19 protein-coding genes and 1 pseudogene are annotated in these 15,824 nt (G+C 36.0%); 14 read left to right on the top strand and 6 right to left on the bottom strand.

The features are described 5' to 3' along the window. Nucleotides 1-203: 203 nt before the first annotated feature. The gene (locus CWS20_RS06960) at nucleotides 204-908 is read left to right on the top strand and encodes an MOSC domain-containing protein (RefSeq protein ID WP_066192639.1); all 705 of its coding nucleotides are present in this window, start codon (nucleotides 204-206) and stop codon (nucleotides 906-908) included. Nucleotides 909-986: 78 nt separating this feature from the next. Here CWS20_RS06960 and CWS20_RS06965 read toward each other — a convergent pair whose 3' ends face one another. Further along, nucleotides 987-1,403 (bottom strand): DUF1284 domain-containing protein, encoded by a 417-nt coding sequence (locus tag CWS20_RS06965; RefSeq protein WP_066192641.1) that lies wholly within the window; start codon nucleotides 1,401-1,403, stop codon nucleotides 987-989. Between the two features lie 539 nt (nucleotides 1,404-1,942). Between CWS20_RS06965 and CWS20_RS06975 the strand changes: the two genes are divergently transcribed. From CWS20_RS06975 to CWS20_RS06990, 3 genes are all read left to right on the top strand, one after another. Next, nucleotides 1,943-2,455 carry a DUF3841 domain-containing protein gene (locus CWS20_RS06975; protein ID WP_083957225.1) on the top strand — a complete coding sequence of 171 codons (513 nt, stop codon included), beginning with the start codon at nucleotides 1,943-1,945 and terminating at the stop codon, nucleotides 2,453-2,455. A 139-nt stretch (nucleotides 2,456-2,594) separates the two neighbouring features. Next, entirely contained in the window at nucleotides 2,595-3,038 is a 444-nt protein-coding gene (locus tag CWS20_RS06980; protein WP_066192644.1) for a DUF4279 domain-containing protein, read from the top strand. 322 nt (nucleotides 3,039-3,360) lie between these two features. Next, complete coding sequence (locus CWS20_RS06990) at nucleotides 3,361-3,558, top strand: helix-turn-helix transcriptional regulator (RefSeq protein WP_066192646.1); 198 nt, start codon at nucleotides 3,361-3,363, stop codon at nucleotides 3,556-3,558. A gap of 63 nt (nucleotides 3,559-3,621) precedes the next feature. Here the strand turns inward: CWS20_RS06990 and CWS20_RS06995 are convergent, their stop codons facing one another. The 3 genes from CWS20_RS06995 to CWS20_RS29290 form a co-directional block, all read right to left on the bottom strand. Then, a complete protein-coding gene (locus CWS20_RS06995; protein ID WP_066192648.1) occupies nucleotides 3,622-4,227 on the bottom strand; it encodes a CPBP family intramembrane glutamic endopeptidase in 606 nt (201 codons plus the stop codon). A 321-nt stretch (nucleotides 4,228-4,548) separates the two neighbouring features. Next, on the bottom strand, nucleotides 4,549-5,463 hold the full coding sequence (locus CWS20_RS07000; protein ID WP_066192650.1) for an MBL fold metallo-hydrolase: 915 nt from the start codon (nucleotides 5,461-5,463) through the stop codon (nucleotides 4,549-4,551). A 486-nt stretch (nucleotides 5,464-5,949) separates the two neighbouring features. Next, nucleotides 5,950-6,105 carry a DUF3231 family protein gene (locus CWS20_RS29290; RefSeq protein ID WP_083957226.1) on the bottom strand — a complete coding sequence of 52 codons (156 nt, stop codon included), beginning with the start codon at nucleotides 6,103-6,105 and terminating at the stop codon, nucleotides 5,950-5,952. Nucleotides 6,106-6,315: 210 nt separating this feature from the next. Here CWS20_RS29290 and CWS20_RS07010 point away from each other — a divergent pair, with 210 nt between their 5' ends. From CWS20_RS07010 to CWS20_RS07025, 4 genes are all read left to right on the top strand, one after another. After that, nucleotides 6,316-6,948 (top strand): HNH endonuclease family protein, encoded by a 633-nt coding sequence (locus tag CWS20_RS07010; RefSeq protein ID WP_066192652.1) that lies wholly within the window; start codon nucleotides 6,316-6,318, stop codon nucleotides 6,946-6,948. A gap of 51 nt (nucleotides 6,949-6,999) precedes the next feature. Beyond that, nucleotides 7,000-7,242 carry a hypothetical protein gene (locus CWS20_RS07015; protein ID WP_066192656.1) on the top strand — a complete coding sequence of 81 codons (243 nt, stop codon included), beginning with the start codon at nucleotides 7,000-7,002 and terminating at the stop codon, nucleotides 7,240-7,242. Nucleotides 7,243-7,551: 309 nt separating this feature from the next. Then, on the top strand, nucleotides 7,552-8,472 hold the full coding sequence (locus tag CWS20_RS07020; protein WP_066194209.1) for a lytic polysaccharide monooxygenase: 921 nt from the start codon (nucleotides 7,552-7,554) through the stop codon (nucleotides 8,470-8,472). 247 nt (nucleotides 8,473-8,719) lie between these two features. Further along, on the top strand, nucleotides 8,720-9,283 hold the full coding sequence (locus tag CWS20_RS07025; RefSeq protein WP_241504151.1) for a class I SAM-dependent methyltransferase: 564 nt from the start codon (nucleotides 8,720-8,722) through the stop codon (nucleotides 9,281-9,283). Between the two features lie 201 nt (nucleotides 9,284-9,484). Here CWS20_RS07025 and CWS20_RS28605 read toward each other — a convergent pair. Together CWS20_RS28605 and CWS20_RS27930 are read right to left on the bottom strand one after the other, a co-directional pair. Further along, nucleotides 9,485-9,750, bottom strand: a pseudogene (locus CWS20_RS28605) (endonuclease); the annotation flags it as partial. 91 nt (nucleotides 9,751-9,841) lie between these two features. Continuing rightward, complete coding sequence (locus CWS20_RS27930) at nucleotides 9,842-10,015, bottom strand: hypothetical protein (protein ID WP_157090498.1); 174 nt, start codon at nucleotides 10,013-10,015, stop codon at nucleotides 9,842-9,844. A gap of 883 nt (nucleotides 10,016-10,898) precedes the next feature. Between CWS20_RS27930 and CWS20_RS07035 the strand changes: the two genes are divergently transcribed. The 6 genes from CWS20_RS07035 (at nucleotide 10,899) to CWS20_RS07060 (ending at nucleotide 15,808) form a co-directional block, all read left to right on the top strand. Continuing rightward, nucleotides 10,899-11,567, top strand: a complete 669-nt coding sequence (locus tag CWS20_RS07035) for a DNA alkylation repair protein (RefSeq protein ID WP_066192662.1) — start codon at nucleotides 10,899-10,901, stop codon at nucleotides 11,565-11,567. Between the two features lie 582 nt (nucleotides 11,568-12,149). Continuing rightward, nucleotides 12,150-13,310, top strand: coding sequence for a DUF418 domain-containing protein (locus CWS20_RS07040; RefSeq protein ID WP_066192665.1), 1,161 nt, complete (start codon nucleotides 12,150-12,152; stop codon nucleotides 13,308-13,310). 121 nt (nucleotides 13,311-13,431) lie between these two features. Further along, on the top strand, nucleotides 13,432-13,632 hold the full coding sequence (locus CWS20_RS29410; protein WP_066192668.1) for a DUF6980 family protein: 201 nt from the start codon (nucleotides 13,432-13,434) through the stop codon (nucleotides 13,630-13,632). 94 nt (nucleotides 13,633-13,726) lie between these two features. Beyond that, nucleotides 13,727-14,950 (top strand): MFS transporter, encoded by a 1,224-nt coding sequence (locus CWS20_RS07050; protein WP_066192670.1) that lies wholly within the window; start codon nucleotides 13,727-13,729, stop codon nucleotides 14,948-14,950. Nucleotides 14,951-15,087: 137 nt separating this feature from the next. Beyond that, nucleotides 15,088-15,570, top strand: a complete 483-nt coding sequence (locus CWS20_RS07055; protein ID WP_066192672.1) for a DUF2975 domain-containing protein — start codon at nucleotides 15,088-15,090, stop codon at nucleotides 15,568-15,570. Nucleotides 15,571-15,580: 10 nt separating this feature from the next. Next, on the top strand, nucleotides 15,581-15,808 hold the full coding sequence (locus tag CWS20_RS07060) for a helix-turn-helix domain-containing protein (RefSeq protein ID WP_066192674.1): 228 nt from the start codon (nucleotides 15,581-15,583) through the stop codon (nucleotides 15,806-15,808). Nucleotides 15,809-15,824: the final 16 nt, after the last annotated feature.

The raw sequence follows: 15,824 nt of genomic DNA on the forward strand, positions 1-15,824 counted from the left end.
TTTTCTTATGTTAATCTGAAAGCCTTCGTTGCTTCCTTAATATAATAGAAGTTACCAAGAATTATGTCTATCACCAAACCTCAATGATATCTTTTTCAATCGAGCAGGTAAGTATAAAAAGGTTTTATTCTTGATTGCGGCGAATTTTATTTGAAGTTTAATATCTGAATGGATCAGGTTAGATCAAAACAGGAGGTAAGATATTGGATGAATTTGTAGGGGTAGTAAAGGAAATCCGTCGTTTTCCTGTAAAATCGATTTTAGGTGAGTTATTACCGTCAGCTTCAATAGAAAAGAGAGGTATCTCAGGCGACCGTTTGTGGGCAATAAGGAACAAGAGTGGAAAGTTTGGTAGCGGTAAGACGACACGCCGTTTCCAACAAATGGACGGGTTATTCAAATTGAGATCAAGATATGAGGGGAATACCCCAACGATAGCCATGCCTGATGGAACAGAATTTCGCGGTGACAATAATGTAGTCAATGAGGCATTGACCAAGTTTCTCGGATGTGAAGTAACTTTGGTAAGAGAAGAATTAATCTCTCATTTTGATGAGGGGCCAATTAGTATTATTACAACTTCGGCGTTACGTAAATTGAGTCAGGAATTAGGAGAGCCGGTAGATCCTCGAAGGTTTCGAGCAAATTTTTTATTTGATACTGAACTAACGGGATACAGCGCAGAAGATTGGGTTGACCGATTAATAAAAGTCGGTCCAAAAGTTATCCTCAAAGTTGTTGCTCCACTCCAAAGGTGTGTTATGGTGAACAATTCACAAGAAGAGCTAAAGCAGGACGTGAGAATACTTAAAAACTTAGTTAATAATCATGGTGCGGCATTTGGGGTTTGGGCCAAGGTGATAGTGGATGGGGAGGTAAGTGATGGAGATAGCGTATATTTAGATTAAGACAATTTTGGTTCAGCGGATGTTACCAAATGTTTAAATCCTATTTTTCAAAATGGAGCTATTAATAAAAGGGAAGGCTTATTTAACTTCCCTTAAGCCCTTCCCTTCAAGCATCTCTTGAATACCTTCCTCACAAACTCCGTAGGATCGCCAAGAACAAGTTTCACAAACAACTTCAATGTCCGAGGGAACTACAAACTTTCGTATGCATGACTCAATGTCCTCCCATTTCAGGATTTGTCCGATTTTAAGCCCCATTTTCTCTAAAATAGCAGCATCTTTTTCATAAATACAAGCGTCTTCGCAGTGGTATTTGCCTGAGTTAGGATATTTTTCACACAAATGATCAGGTCCCTTAACTAGCTGAATTAACGTCTTAGGGTTATTTCTCAAGGTTTGATGCAAATGAGTCATATTATCTACGTATTCTTTGGAATAGCCCATTCCCCGATAGCCCAAAAGGCAAAAAAGGTGGTGACCTCGCAACTTATACATAATTCCCTCCCATTTTATAGAAATATTTATTAGTTAACCAATTGATTTATTAGTTAACATTAATCATAACAGATTATAACGGAGACAACATATAGCTAACTAATCCAGATGAAAACGTGAAGTATACCTGCCTTTGTTGTGGTAATAAAGCTTTAAATGAAGAACCACCAGATACCTATGAGATTTGAGAAACCTGCTTTTGGGAAGATGATGGTTGCTAATATAAATATCTATATGAAACGGGTGCTAATCATATTTCCTTTAGAAGAGCACAAGCAAAATATCTTTGTGAATGACAGCCAGTACGTATCAATGGCCACTCATTCTGTAAACACTCCTTATAAAATGGAGATGTGGAGGTTGCTTTAAAATAAGAAGTTCAAATGGCTATAATAATCTTGACTGCAATAGCCCCTCCATTAATAGGAAGGGTTGTTTTACCGTTAACTAAAAATATTACTCGTTCTAATAAAATGTTATATTAAGGTAAAATAGTTTATTAATGAAAGCTGTTAATATTTATAAGTTTTGGAGGGGCAATGGGTATATTTTGGACCATTCAATCTGCTGCAAAGTGGGAGGAAGTTAAAAAAATAGGTTATCTTATCGGTGTACATGAACAGATTTGGCCAGAGTTTGTTGAACCTTATCTTTGGATGATGGAACAAATGAAATCAAAAATAAAAAACTATGATCAAGCAGAATATCCAGTTTGGGTATGGACTAATAGGCCCGATTTAAGAAGAAGTGGACATTTAAATAAAGGAGAGAGCGGTGTTTTGCTAAAAATTGATATTGATGATGACAGGATCCTTCTATCAGATTTTCAAGCATGGCATTTTGTATTAGATGGAGTTTACTGCAATATCGAAGCAAAGGAAGAAAACGAACTTAATTTATCATCGAAATCAATAAAAGAGAGTTGGAAAAAAATTTTCGACTTAAATGATTTAGCCAATAATCCTGATTGGGGAGAGTGTATTATCCAAGGAGTAGCTGGTAAGATTTTGCTACATGAAATTACTTTTGCGAAGGAATTTACCGCTCGATAAATAAGAGGCGACATAAAGTCAGTTGCAGAAGCTTCTAATCTTGTTGAATCACACCTATTTTGCTATTGGTCATGATGCAATCAATATTTCATCTTTAATTGCATGCAGTTTTACATCATAAATTCTCCCTGGAGGTAAGATGAAAAAAACAAGCCTATATGCTTATATAACGTTAAAAAGTGAAGAATTCAGTAATTTTCCATTAGAAATTGTAACGGAGCGCTTAGGAATAAAACCTACTCAAACATGGAAAGCTGGCGATCGAATTCATCCGAATAATCCGGATAATCGATTAGAACGTTCCTACACTTGTTGGAAATTTAAAACAGAGACTATCGAAACACTTGATCCGGAGGAAGTGCTACGCCCTATTTTTGAGTTATTTGAATCAAAGACGGATGTTATGAATCAACTAAAGGAAGAATATGATTTACAGGCAGATATAGAATTAGTCATTGAAGTATATGATGGTTACATGCCAGGATTAGTCATTTATCCAAAGTTCAGTACATTTTTCGCGGCTATTGATGCAGCAATAGGTATTGATATGTATGTGTTTTCATTAAATTCGGTAGAAGAATAATTTGTCGCCACCTAAAACTTTGGATTGGATTGTTATTGCGTTTGTAACAATATTAGTGATGTTCGTTGCTCTTATTATCATTACACTTGCATCATTACCCCATCTGGGAGATGAAAGAAAAAACTTTATTAAAATGAAGGCACAATCATATTCATTTGCGGTCGTAGTTATTTTGTTAATAATAGAAATTATAGAGTCTATTTATCTAACTATCTGGAGAGAAAGTTCTTATGATGGAATTTCACCGTTTTCACTTCTTATAGCAATTTCAGAAGTATATCTGGTAACATTACTAATTTACAAGAAGAAATATGGTAATTAAATGAAAAATAGAATTCGTGAATTGAGAAAATCCTCGAAGTTATCTCAAGAAGAAGTAGCTAAACGTTGTAATGTGTCGAGACAAACAATCAATGCAATTGAAAATGATAAATACGATCCAACCTTACAATTGGCTTTTAACTTGGCTTCTGTCTTAAACACTACTGTGGATGAACTATTTATCAATGAAAATAGCTAAACAGTTTAGTCGCGTTAAGCAAAAGAGCGCTCTCCACTTATAGGGGACAGCGCCTTTAATTGCTTAATATTTTTTTATAAAATAGATCCCTATTCCAAGGTTATAGATAGCATGGGCGAGTATTGCGGGAATTAAAGAACCCGTAAAATAAAACAACAAAGCAAATATAAAACCATTAATAAAAACCCCTGCTAAAACTAAATAAACTCCTTTATATTGGGGGATATGAATAATCCAAAATAAAAATGTGCTAATAAAAATTATGGCCCAATCAACTAATGGAGCGTAACCAATAAACAGTCCGATTAATACACCTCTAAAGAAAAACTCTTCAAAAAGCCCTCCACCTAATGAACTAACTGCAATCCCACTAGGGGTCTTCATGATTTTATATATGATTTCAGCGCCTTCGTTTTCAGGAAGCTTGGTATTTGTAGCTATGATGAGAGTAACAGCAATTACTAGGATAATCAAACCAACGATTAAACCAAGGAGTATAACTGAAAAATAAGTGGAATTATCAGGAACAAACAATGAAATGACAAACGGTATAAACTCTCCCCATCTAAAAATAGCTATAAGAAATAATCCTATGAATAAAAACGGTGTTAATCCTAATAAAATTTGAATTAACAGCTTATAATGTTGTCGAGCACTAACGTCACTCATTTTCTTCCCCCTTAAATGATTCTTGGTTGCACAGCATATTAGATTTTACAAAACATAATAAATGACTATTTACGATTGTTATGTTAGTACATGACGCAACGTTGGGGTCAATCACTTTTTGATATTTTGTCTAAAAATAGATTTCTTAAGTGGAAGAGGAAGGTAGAGGATATAGATTTTTATATATTCATAACGAAGAATCGCGGCGGGGTAGTTTAAGAAGATAACGAGAGAAAAAGGAGGGTTCTTTCTTTATTGAGGGAGGTGCATTGGATTTGTCTAAACGATGAAGCACTTCATATTAGAAGTGCTCTTCTCTACTTACATCCAGTAAGTTTCACCAATTAGCATTTTCTTTAATTGGGAAGTATCTAACTGTAATCTGCTCCATTCTGCATCTAACCTTGCAATGGCTTCTGGGCCGGTATCATCAGCCAAGTGATAAGTACCATAATGCATTGGAATAAATGTCTTTCCTTTTAATTCTAAAAATGCCTTCACTGCGTCCTCTGGGTTAATGTGGCTTACCCTCATAAACCACTCAGGCTCATAGGCACCAATTGGCATTAACACTGTTTGGATGTTAAATTTACTGGCTATATCTTGAAACCCACGAAAATAACCTGTGTCTCCAACAAAATAGATAGAATGCTGCTTATTTTCGATGATCCATCCACCCCAATGAGATGTGTTTGTGTCAGTAAGTGTTCGTTTCGTCCAATGCTGTGCTGGAACAAACGAAAAGGTCATATTATTTTGATCGAATGAATCGTACCAACTGCCCTCGATCACTTTTTTATAACCTCGCTTTTTAAAGAATTGACCTAACCCAATCGGAACATAATAAGTCGGATTGCCTTTCAGACTTTTAATCGTTGGAAAATCGAGATGATCATAATGTCCATGAGAAATAAACACCACGTCGATTTCAGGTAAGTCGTTTAGCGAGATACCTGGCGCAGTTAGTCGTTTTTGAAGTCCCATGCGATTGGCCCATACAGGATCGGTAATCATGTTCATACCATTCATCTGAATGAAAAATGTAGAATGTCCAATCCAGGTAATAGAGGGATCCGCTCGATTGTTATTTAGCTTGTCTATTTCCTTAAATGGAGCCTGTTCAATTTGGATACTGAGATCCTTTTTTTTATTTTTACGTTCCATCTGCCAACGATGAAAATCATAGAATGATTTTGTGTTTTCTACATTATCTAAGTTCGCATAGCGTTGTTTCATTGCATGATATACCTCCAATGGTTTCAATTCAGGTTGTTGAACTCTTAATAGGTTTCTAGACAGAGCTTATTTACTTGAGAGATCTCACGTTAAAGTGAAGGGTACATTGATAAAAATTATTATATCTATGTAATTCTAAAAGTAAAAGATTTAAGCGTAAGGTATATAGTTTATTAATTTATCTATGTTTTGAAAAATAGGGTGCTTAAATGTGTTTTTTTATACTAGCCCCTTTATCATTCACCTGTTTTTTTGCAAATACCTTTTTGTTCCAACTAACTATATTAAAATTATACTAATGGTAATTCTATTTCCTCATTTAAATAACCTTCGTATCTATTCATCTTTTACTACTTTGGTAAATCCATTAATCAGTGCCTTACTTGTTGCCTGCGTTTCCATAATATTAAAGAGCTGGGCAATTTCTAATGCGCGCAATAGCCGTACATGTCCAAAGAATCCGTTTGAAAAATCTTGATGAACGAACTAAACATTTTCTGGAATTGGTATATACGGTGCCTTAATGATATGCCCATTATTCATTAACACTTCTTTAACTTGTTCTATCAAATCTAAGTTGGCATCTATACAATATCTATAGAATTCTTTTACATCTGTCCGATTTATAAAAATTATAGCTATTAAATAGACTGATTATTTACAAATTTTTAACTTTAAAGAAGATAATCTGTGTAATATTATTGCAAGTAGAAGCATTTTCAATCAGACATTAAAAATAATGCGCGCTCCATTTCGCTTTAATTGCAATCTTTTTCTTACTATTAACATCTATCACAAAAAAATGAACATAGATGTTAGTATATAAAACCATTACGTATAGGAGGAATTTACATGCTGAAGAAATCGGTGTTGTTTGTTTTTTCGTTGGCTTTGACATTTGCTGTTTTTCTATATGACATACCGGCGGCATCGGCATTTCCACCCGGTACACCGTCCAAGTCCACCGCCCAATCACAGTTGAATTCGCTGACCGTTAAATCCGAAGGTTCTATGACCGGCTACTCGCGAGACAAGTTTCCACATTGGATCAGCCAAGGTGATGGCTGTGACACTCGCCAGCTGGTGCTTAAGCGTGACGGCGACTACTACAGTGGTAACTGTCCCGTCACATCGGGTAAGTGGTACAGCTACTACGACGGCATCACCGTGTACTCACCGTCTGAAATCGACATCGATCACATCGTCCCGTTAGCAGAAGCATGGCGTTCGGGCGCTAGCGGCTGGACTACGGAAAAGCGCCAGAGCTTCGCAAACGACCTCAACGGCCCACAGCTAATCGCGGTAACCGCTAGTGTAAATCGATCCAAGGGAGACCAAGATCCGTCGACGTGGCAGCCACCGCGTTCTGGTTCACACTGCGCGTACGCAAAGATGTGGGTCAACACCAAGTATCGCTGGGGCCTGCACGTGCAGTCGGCGGAAAAGTCCGCGCTGCAGAGCATGCTCAATGCCTGCTCCTACTAGTCTGTTATTATTTGCAGAGAAACCATTCTGCCCAGAAAGGAGTCTACTCGTATGGAAAAGAAATCGTCCATCTTCACCGCAACACACGGTGTAATGACAGCAGAAGTCGGCGTAATCAGTGGGGAGCTCGAACTTCGCAGCACCTGTGATGACGACGGCACCCTCACATTAGCCATCACCTATGTTGGCGCCGAGGAATGGTACACGTTGCCAGGGGATGATTACCACCTGCACGACTTGCGTGACCACGAAGTCGTCCACCGCCTGCTCACCGCCGTACTTGAGCGCTCATGAGCTGGTATGCTCTATCAAAGGGTGCTTTCGTTTAATTATGCATAAGATCAGCTGCCTAGTAAGGCAGCGATTTTTTTATAATTAAAGCAGTATAGTCGAAGAAGAGTTTAGTTCAGTAAGAACACCCAATTTTTAAAATGTATAGAAAATGATGAGATAACATTTAAATTCATGACTTAACAACTAACTTTTAAAATAGGTAATTTAAGGTATTCATTAAAGCGTAAGTGATAAGTAAAATATTATTTGAGAATAAAAATTAGCAATACATCATTTGGAAATGTGGTTTATAGAATATTAGAATTGGAGATGTTAGGCGTGAAGTGGAAAAAGAAAGGTTTCATTGGTGTGATAACACTATTTGCAGCAGTCTTATTAACTCCTATTGCTGTCTCCGCACATGGTTATGTGGAACAGCAACCCTCTAGAGCACTTCTATGTGCACAAGGTGTAAATCAAAATTGCGGAGGGGTTCAGTGGGAGCCTCAATCTACTGAAACAGCGAAAGGCTTCCCTGAATCAGGGCTTATAGATGGGCAGTTTGCTTCTGCAAATGGGATTTTCACAGAGCTTGATGAACAATCAGAATGGCGTTGGGAAAAGGTTACTATGAATCACGGGAAGCAAACATTTCAGTGGCATTTGACGGCAGCCCATTCAACTTCTAAATGGCATTACTATATTACAAAAAAAGATTGGGATTCGAATGCGCCTTTAACTCGTGAGCAGTTTGAATTGACACCATTTTATGAGCAGTATGATTATGGGGTTGTTCCAGGACAGAAAGTACAGCATGAGGTGACTGTACCAGAGCGAGAAGGTTATCATGTAATCTTAGCAGTTTGGGATGTTGCTAACACAGGAAATGCATTTTATCATGTTATAGACGCTGATTTCTCAGGGGGTGGAAGTGTGCCAACCCCAGACCCCGATCCTGTTCCTGAACCACCTTATGAGGGAGACACTTGGGATTCAACTACTACATACCTCCAAGGTGATAGGGTCGTTTACGATGGGCATGAATATGTGGCGAAATGGTGGACAAGTGGCGATCAACCTGATATATCAGACGCTTGGATGCTGCTCAGTGAAAATGTAGTTCGAACATGGAATAGAAATGCTGTGTACTACGGTGGAGACCGCGTTCAATATGAAGGAGTAATCTATGAAGCTCAGTGGTGGACAAAAGGAGATGTTCCATCAAATTTAGGTGTTTGGAAAAGAAAATAGGTACAAATTTAACTCAGTACAGCCGTTGAAGTTGTGCTGAGTTTTTACTATTAATTCGATAAAATAGTAATTAACTTCTAAAGACCAGGGGCAGTGCTTACATACGGTTTTGCCCTTTGCTTGTCGCTAGCGGCAGGTTAATTTTTGAAGGTATTAACATTAAGTTAAAACATTCCTATTTACAAAAAGATGGATCCCTATTATAGTTATTAAAGAGTCTTTATATCTATAATTAAAGGAGTTATTGATGATGAATCCCAAATTACAAAAGAAAATTAGCAGCTTAGAAAAAATCGAGAGATTTCCAGCAGATAAATTATTTGAATTCCTACCTATTAAGAAAAATGACAATGTATTGGATCTTGGAGCTGGTACTGGTTACATTTCTCTTTCTATTGCTGAGCGAGTTCAAACCGTATATGCATTCGATTATGATAAAGAAATCCTTAAATACCTGGAAACATTAGCAAAGGAAAGAGACATTGTAAACATTAAAACGGTTGTAGGAAACTTTAAAGATATTCCGTTAGATAATCATTTTATTGATATAGCTATTGCTTCAATCGCTTTGCACGAAGTTCAACCCCTTGCAACAGCTTTGAAAGAAATCAACAGAGTGTTGAAAGACAAAGGCTTATTCTTATGCATTGAATTAGAAAAGACGGAGATTTCTACTGGACCAAGAGTTTCTTCTAAAGATATGGAAGCTGAAATCCTTGATGCCGGGTTTTCCATTGTTGATAAAAACTACCCATCAATAAAAATTGCAAACCAGCCTGTCTATATTATTCTCGCTCAGAAAAATAAATAAAATAAAAACCTGATTTGTTTCTTATTGTAAGATGGCAATCACTATTGTGCTAACGGGGACAATACTTAAGTAATGGTATTGTCCTTTTCATATAGTGGCAGTTTAGCGAGATAACTTACCAGTAGTCAAAAAAACTCATTTAAATAGAAAAAGAGTAAAGAATAATTGTTCATCTTTGCTCTTTAGTTGATTTCATTTCTATTGTCTCTCAAAGTTATCTACAGGATCTTGATGATGCCATTGTTTATAAGGGTCGAAAGCTTGCCGTGATATGGAGTTGTGCCATTATTCACAACGTTATTTACCTCTAAATCTATTTCACCACTATCTCCTTCATAACAAACATCCATATAAAAGATCATTCGAGCTATATCGCCTTTGACTTCATCACGGGGTTCCTATGAATCGTTATCCGCAAATGTATAAGGTGCCTCACCATGTCGGGAGCCTCCATTAGCAAAATCTTTGCTCCTTACAATATTTAAGCAGGCTTTAACATTTTCTAAATTCAATCCATTAATATAAGTATTATTTTTTCTAGACGTAAAAAAAACCCCCTTAAGTATGATGTTTTCTACTTAAAGGGGGTAATATCACTTCTGGTTTTCTTTCTAGCGGAATATTGGAAAAACCATTCAAATGGCTGGCCCTGCCATTTGAATAGACTTCCCGGCTCCTAAAAATAAGCCTGTCCCAATCGTCCAAATCTCTTTTTAATTCCTGTTTTTCCATATTATTCCCTTCTCTGTTGTACATCATGGAAATATGCAAATTCTAAGGGTTTCTTTCAATGCTTTTGAAATAATCATATCCCGTAACTTAATTTTTTTATCAGCATATATCTTTTCGGATATTTTTAATATTATAAATCTCACTAGCATCTTACTATAAATTCCATAAGGGATATCATCAAGATTATGGAAATTTACACCGTTAAGGCAGAAAACCGTGTATCAATAGGGTTTATTCTATTAAGAATAAATCAATTTTGTTAAAAATAAAGAGTGCGATTGTTTCATATAATATGACCTGTCTCAAAAGTTATTATCGTTGTAAAACACTCCATTTATAACCCCAATAAATAACTTAGCGTTGTCAATACGCAGCTTCAGAACTCGCCGGGCAGCATTCCTGTTTTAACTGAAATGATTCGAGAGTTTGTGAAAAATGTACACAAACAATAGCGGGCAATACTTGATCATCGGTGTTGTGTTTTTTATCTGGAACTATCGGGGCAGGCTAGTTTAATTAAATACATCTTTTAATTGACTAATCAATGGTATTATTAAGGTAATAATAAACAATTAGGTGAAAGTATGGATAAATGAAAAAATTAATACAGCAGAAGATAAAAGTTAATAAACAAAAAACAGAGAACTAATTTGCTTCCAAACCATATATCCAATTAAAAGGTAGTAAATGTAATTATTATATTAAAGATGGTTGCTCTTCTATTATAGGAGGAGAAAGCTTTAATACGTTATATGCTACAATCTTAAAAAGGTAAACTTTGGAGGCACACCACTGCGATCAGACTTATAACGAAATTAGGATCTTGATATATCCCGTCAAGGACATATTATGAAACAGTGCTTTAATAAAGGAGTTGTATAAAATGGATGAAAAAAAAGATACAGAAATAAAACGCTCTTCAAAAGCAGAAAACATTCTAGCTCAGATCAATAGTAAAACTAAGCTAGGCGACTTACGAAAAATCGCGAAGGACATTAAAAAAGATCACGAACTAGCTATGGAACTTTGGTCAACCGAGGAGTTTTTGCCCAGACTATTAGCAATCTTAATTATGGACAAAAAACTTCTTTCACAAGATGTGCTAAATAAGCTTGATAAGGATATGCAGACTCACACTTTTGATGAGCGTAATAACTTAATGGATTGGTTAATGGCAAATCAGCTCACCAAAGACAAGAATAAAATTGCATTGATGGAGTCATGGGAAAATAGTCCTTCTGCTCTTCAAAGGCGTGCTTTCTGGTATTATCAAGGGCGATTGAGATGGACTGGACAAACACCGCCTGATAACACCGCAGACTTGCTATCTGCATTAGAAGCTAATATTACGCAGGAAGAACCGGAAGTTCAATGGGCTATGAATTTCACCGCAGGCTGGATAGGCGTTTATGATGAAAAGAATCGTGCACGTTGTATTAAACTTGGTGAGAAAACGGGTCTTTACAAAGATGAAATAGTTGCAAAAGGATGTACTCCCAGCTATTTGCCGGAGTTCATTACGATTGAAGTTAACAAACGATATAATAATTAGTTCCCTCTGTTAGGGTTTAATGCAAACAATAAAGGAATTCAAAGCCTCAACCGAAAAATAAAGAAAACAACGCGTTATGGCAGCTAGTTAGTGAAATATGCAAAGAAGATGTAAAGGATTAACTTATCTTTAAGAAGAACAACTTTCCAACTGAGCAGTACAAGGATACGGTTCAGTAGGAGATAAAAAAGGACGATAGCCATAAAATTGGTAATCGTCCTTTTTCAACTATAGGGGCTTTCGTTCAATAAGAAATATTAAATTGATATTTTATCTAACAAAAACCGTCATTTTTTGATTCATTTCTTTCAGAATAGCGGTTTTTGAATTCTTATTATATATGGGATTTCTCATCAAATATTTTTTTAAGCTACAGGCTGAGATTAATTATAGATTTGCAAAAATAAGGAAACAGCTAATTGATTTTTAATCAAGTAAGACTATTGAATATTAGCTGATCTCATGGTAATATTTGATTGGTTAATCATTTTTTTATTTAATCAATTAATTTGTTTTGAGCTTGAAAATTGTTAATCCCCTATGAATGAGGGATTATCACTAAAGATATAGGAGCGGAGTGGTATGTTCGCACAGCAAGGAAATCAACTCAATAAAAAAAGAGCCATATCACTTGATTTAGCGAGAGGGCTTATGCTGTTGTTAATTGCATTAGCGCATGCACCCTTATATCTGTATGGTTCGCAGCCAGGGATAATGAGCCGACCAGAAAGTGTTCACTTCTTGGATAATATAATCAATTCATTTGGTGAGCTTTTTATAGACAACCGCGCTAGGCCATTATTCGCTGTAATATTTGGATATGGACTAGTGTTAATGTTCGAGAGTCAATTATCTAAAGGTAAAAATATTAAAGAAGCGAAGAGAACAATTAGAAAAAGGTCTTACTATTTAATCTTGTTTGGGATGATATTAGCGGTTTTTATTGGTGGGCAGGATATATTAATGGCTTATGGTGTAGCAGGGCTTTTAGTTGGATGGCTGTTATCACGCGATCATAAAGTATTCATATCAGCTACAGTTATTGTTACAGTCCTGTTTCTCACATATCTTCCATTCCTGTGGGGCTTCATTCTGCAAGAGATTGGCAGCTATGGTTTTGGAACGGAGTTCTCTCAAAATGATAATTATTTACAATCACTTTTAGAAGCGGCTTTGTATTTCCCGATTGTCCCTATCTTTATTCATTTGCTGTTTCCTATCCTTCCCTCTGTACTGATAGGAATATGGTTCGGAAGGAAGCATTTGTTAACAGAAGCACAGAAACAAGATAAAAAATTGAAAAGAATAGCTTCTTTTGGAATTACGATATCTATATTAGGTGCATTGCCTATCGTGTTAATTGATGAGGTATGGGTGCCAAGCTTATTTTTAACTGGTTTTATTTATGGAATTCAAATCATCACTGGCACTGCTGGCGGGATTGGATATGCAGCATTATTTGGGATGATAGGTAATCGTCTGAAAAACCCTAATAGGATAACAACCTCATTAACTGCGTTAGGCAAGCGCTCATTAACATTCTTTGTTTTAAATGAGACATTGTTAGTTCTTCTTCTCTCACCTGCCGCATTCGGTTTAGGCGATAGATTAAGTAATACGGGTGTTACTGTGATTGCTATTATTGTCTGGGGTTTATCTGTGATACTTGCTACTATTTTAGAAAAGCATCAGATGAAGGGTCCTTTAGAAACTTTAATGCGTTCATTAGTGTATAATAGGTAGATTATAAAAGGTTGCTGCAGCAGCCTTTTTTATTGTTTAAAAAAAATATTGGGCTTATCACATGGTATAATATGGATTGGTGTGCGTTCATACATATTAGTTTTTTGAAAAGAGGGAAAGAATGACCAAGCATTGTTGTGATCAGATGACCTACCATGCAAATTTAACGTGTGAAATTCATAAAAATCTGTTTGATTGTCCTGATAAGCTTATAATTTTCCACGAAGAGGATTGTGAATATGGTTTAATCATTCATGATGGTGGCTCTTCAACGATTGAAATCATGTTTTGTCCTTGGTGTGGTATAAACTTAGGATATTAACGCATTCGTTTAATGAACGAAGTAGTTTTTCTTATAGACGGACCGTCTTTTTCTTATAGTGGGAAAGGGGAAGACTGAAAATGGTGGTGATTATTTGTCGCTTAGCTTTTATTATTTATTAGTGAGCCAATCTTCTACGAAATTAGCTTACACATTATATTCAATGACCATTATTACCTTCATCTATCAAACAACTCAGTCAGCTACGTTGGCATCTGCTGTTACGATAGTTAGTGTCGTTTCTCAATTAATAGGTGGAAGTACAGTCCCGCTGATAATGCAAAAATACGCATTAAAAAGCATTCTTTTAATATCTCAAATCGTACAGTTAATTATATATTCTTTTATTGTTGTAGCCTTATTGACTATACCTAGCCCTGTAAATTATATCTTGTTATTTATCTTACTTGGAACTATTTCTTTTTTTGATGGATGGTCAAATCCTTCAAGGAATGCATTGATACCAGCAATCGTTTCGAAAGAGAAATTAGTAGATGCAAATAGCATCTTATCTACAACAAGCCAATCATTGCAACTCCTTGGATGGTCTATTGGTGGGATAGTCATCGTTTACCTTGGTCACGAAAAGGCCATCCTTATTACGATTGTTTTATTATTGGTTTCTCTCCTTTCATTATTTTTGTTAAAAGCGAAGGCAGCAAAGGATAAAAAGAATAGAAAGGGACGACTAGAGACTTTAAAAGAAGGTTGGATTCTTGTTTTTAAGCATCCTAAACTAAGTACGATTAATAAGATGGATATGATTGAACTATTTGGTGGGAGCATCTGGATTGGTGCTGTAACTTTAGTCTTTGTTCAAGAGGCTTTAGGACAAGATGAGAAATGGTGGGGATATATAAATTCTGCTTATTATGCTGGAACGATACTTGGCGGTCTTTTGGTTTGGAGGCTATCCCAACTTGTAAATCAACATCTGGTGTTCTTTATCTTGCTTGGCTCGGTTGGTGTTTCTATTCTTATAGTGATTTATTCTGTTGTTTCTCTTCCAATGATTGCTTTGATTTTAGTGATCCTCATGGGGCCGCTTTATCAAGTTAGAGATATTGCTCAAAGTACGTTTATACAAAATTCAATCGACAAAGAAGATTTGGGTAAGTACTTAGCGGCAAAAGCTACAATAAACCAAGTGGTTTTTAGTTTGTCCGTTTTCATTATTGGAGTCCTAGTTGATTTGGTGAATGTTAGATTTGTTTATTTGTTTTCTGGATTGTTATTGTTCTTCTCTAGTATATATGGTTACTTCAAACTATTAAAAAAGCATGATTCATACAGTAATGAATCTTCTAAATTTCTTTAAGGCATTTCTTCATCGTGAGGAATGCCTTTTATTTATATATAACAATAATAATATAAATAAAATCGATAATAATTTATTGCAAAACGATAAATTTTGTATTAAAATCAATTTGATGATAAATAGGTGAGGTGCTTTTTATGAAACGAGTGTCAACACTCTTTTTAAAGATAGCTGTTATTCTAATGGGCATTCCTGTGCTTGCTTTGTGCCTCTTTTTGGTGCCTGAGCTTGCAGAGTATACAGTAGAATTGTATCCCAATATGACTTATATGAAAGTGCTCGTATTTCTCTTTTTTTATGTAACGGCGATACCGTTTTACATTGCTCTATATCAAGCTTTTAAACTAGTAGGCTTTATTGACAAAAATATAGCGTTCTCGGAGTTATCTGTAAGAGCTTTAAAGAACATCAAAAACTGTGCAATCACAATCAGCATGTTGTATGTGGTAGGCATGCCGCTCTTGTATCTTATGGCAGAGATGGACGACGCCCCAGGTATTATAGTAATCGGATTGGTCATTATTTTTGCTTCAATGGTGATTGCAGTCTTTGCTGCTGTGCTACAAAAGCTGTTAAAAAATGCCATAGATATAAAATCTGAAAACGATCTAACAGTCTGAGGTGAATAACATGGCAATTATCATCAATATTGATGTGATGTTGGCTAAAAGAAAAATGAGCGTAACAGAACTTTCGGAGAGGGTTGGAATTACAATGGCTAACCTTTCTATATTGAAAAACGGAAAGGCAAAAGCGATTCGATTATCAACTTTAGAGGCGATTTGCAACGCTTTAGAATGCCAACCCGGAGATATTCTAGAATACCGTGAAGTTACGCAACATATGAATCATTTGTAAAAGGGGAGCTACTCGT

This window comes from Cytobacillus horneckiae (assembly GCF_002835735.1).
In the GTDB taxonomy this organism is placed as follows: Bacteria; Bacillota; Bacilli; order Bacillales; family Cytobacillaceae; genus Cytobacillus; species Cytobacillus horneckiae.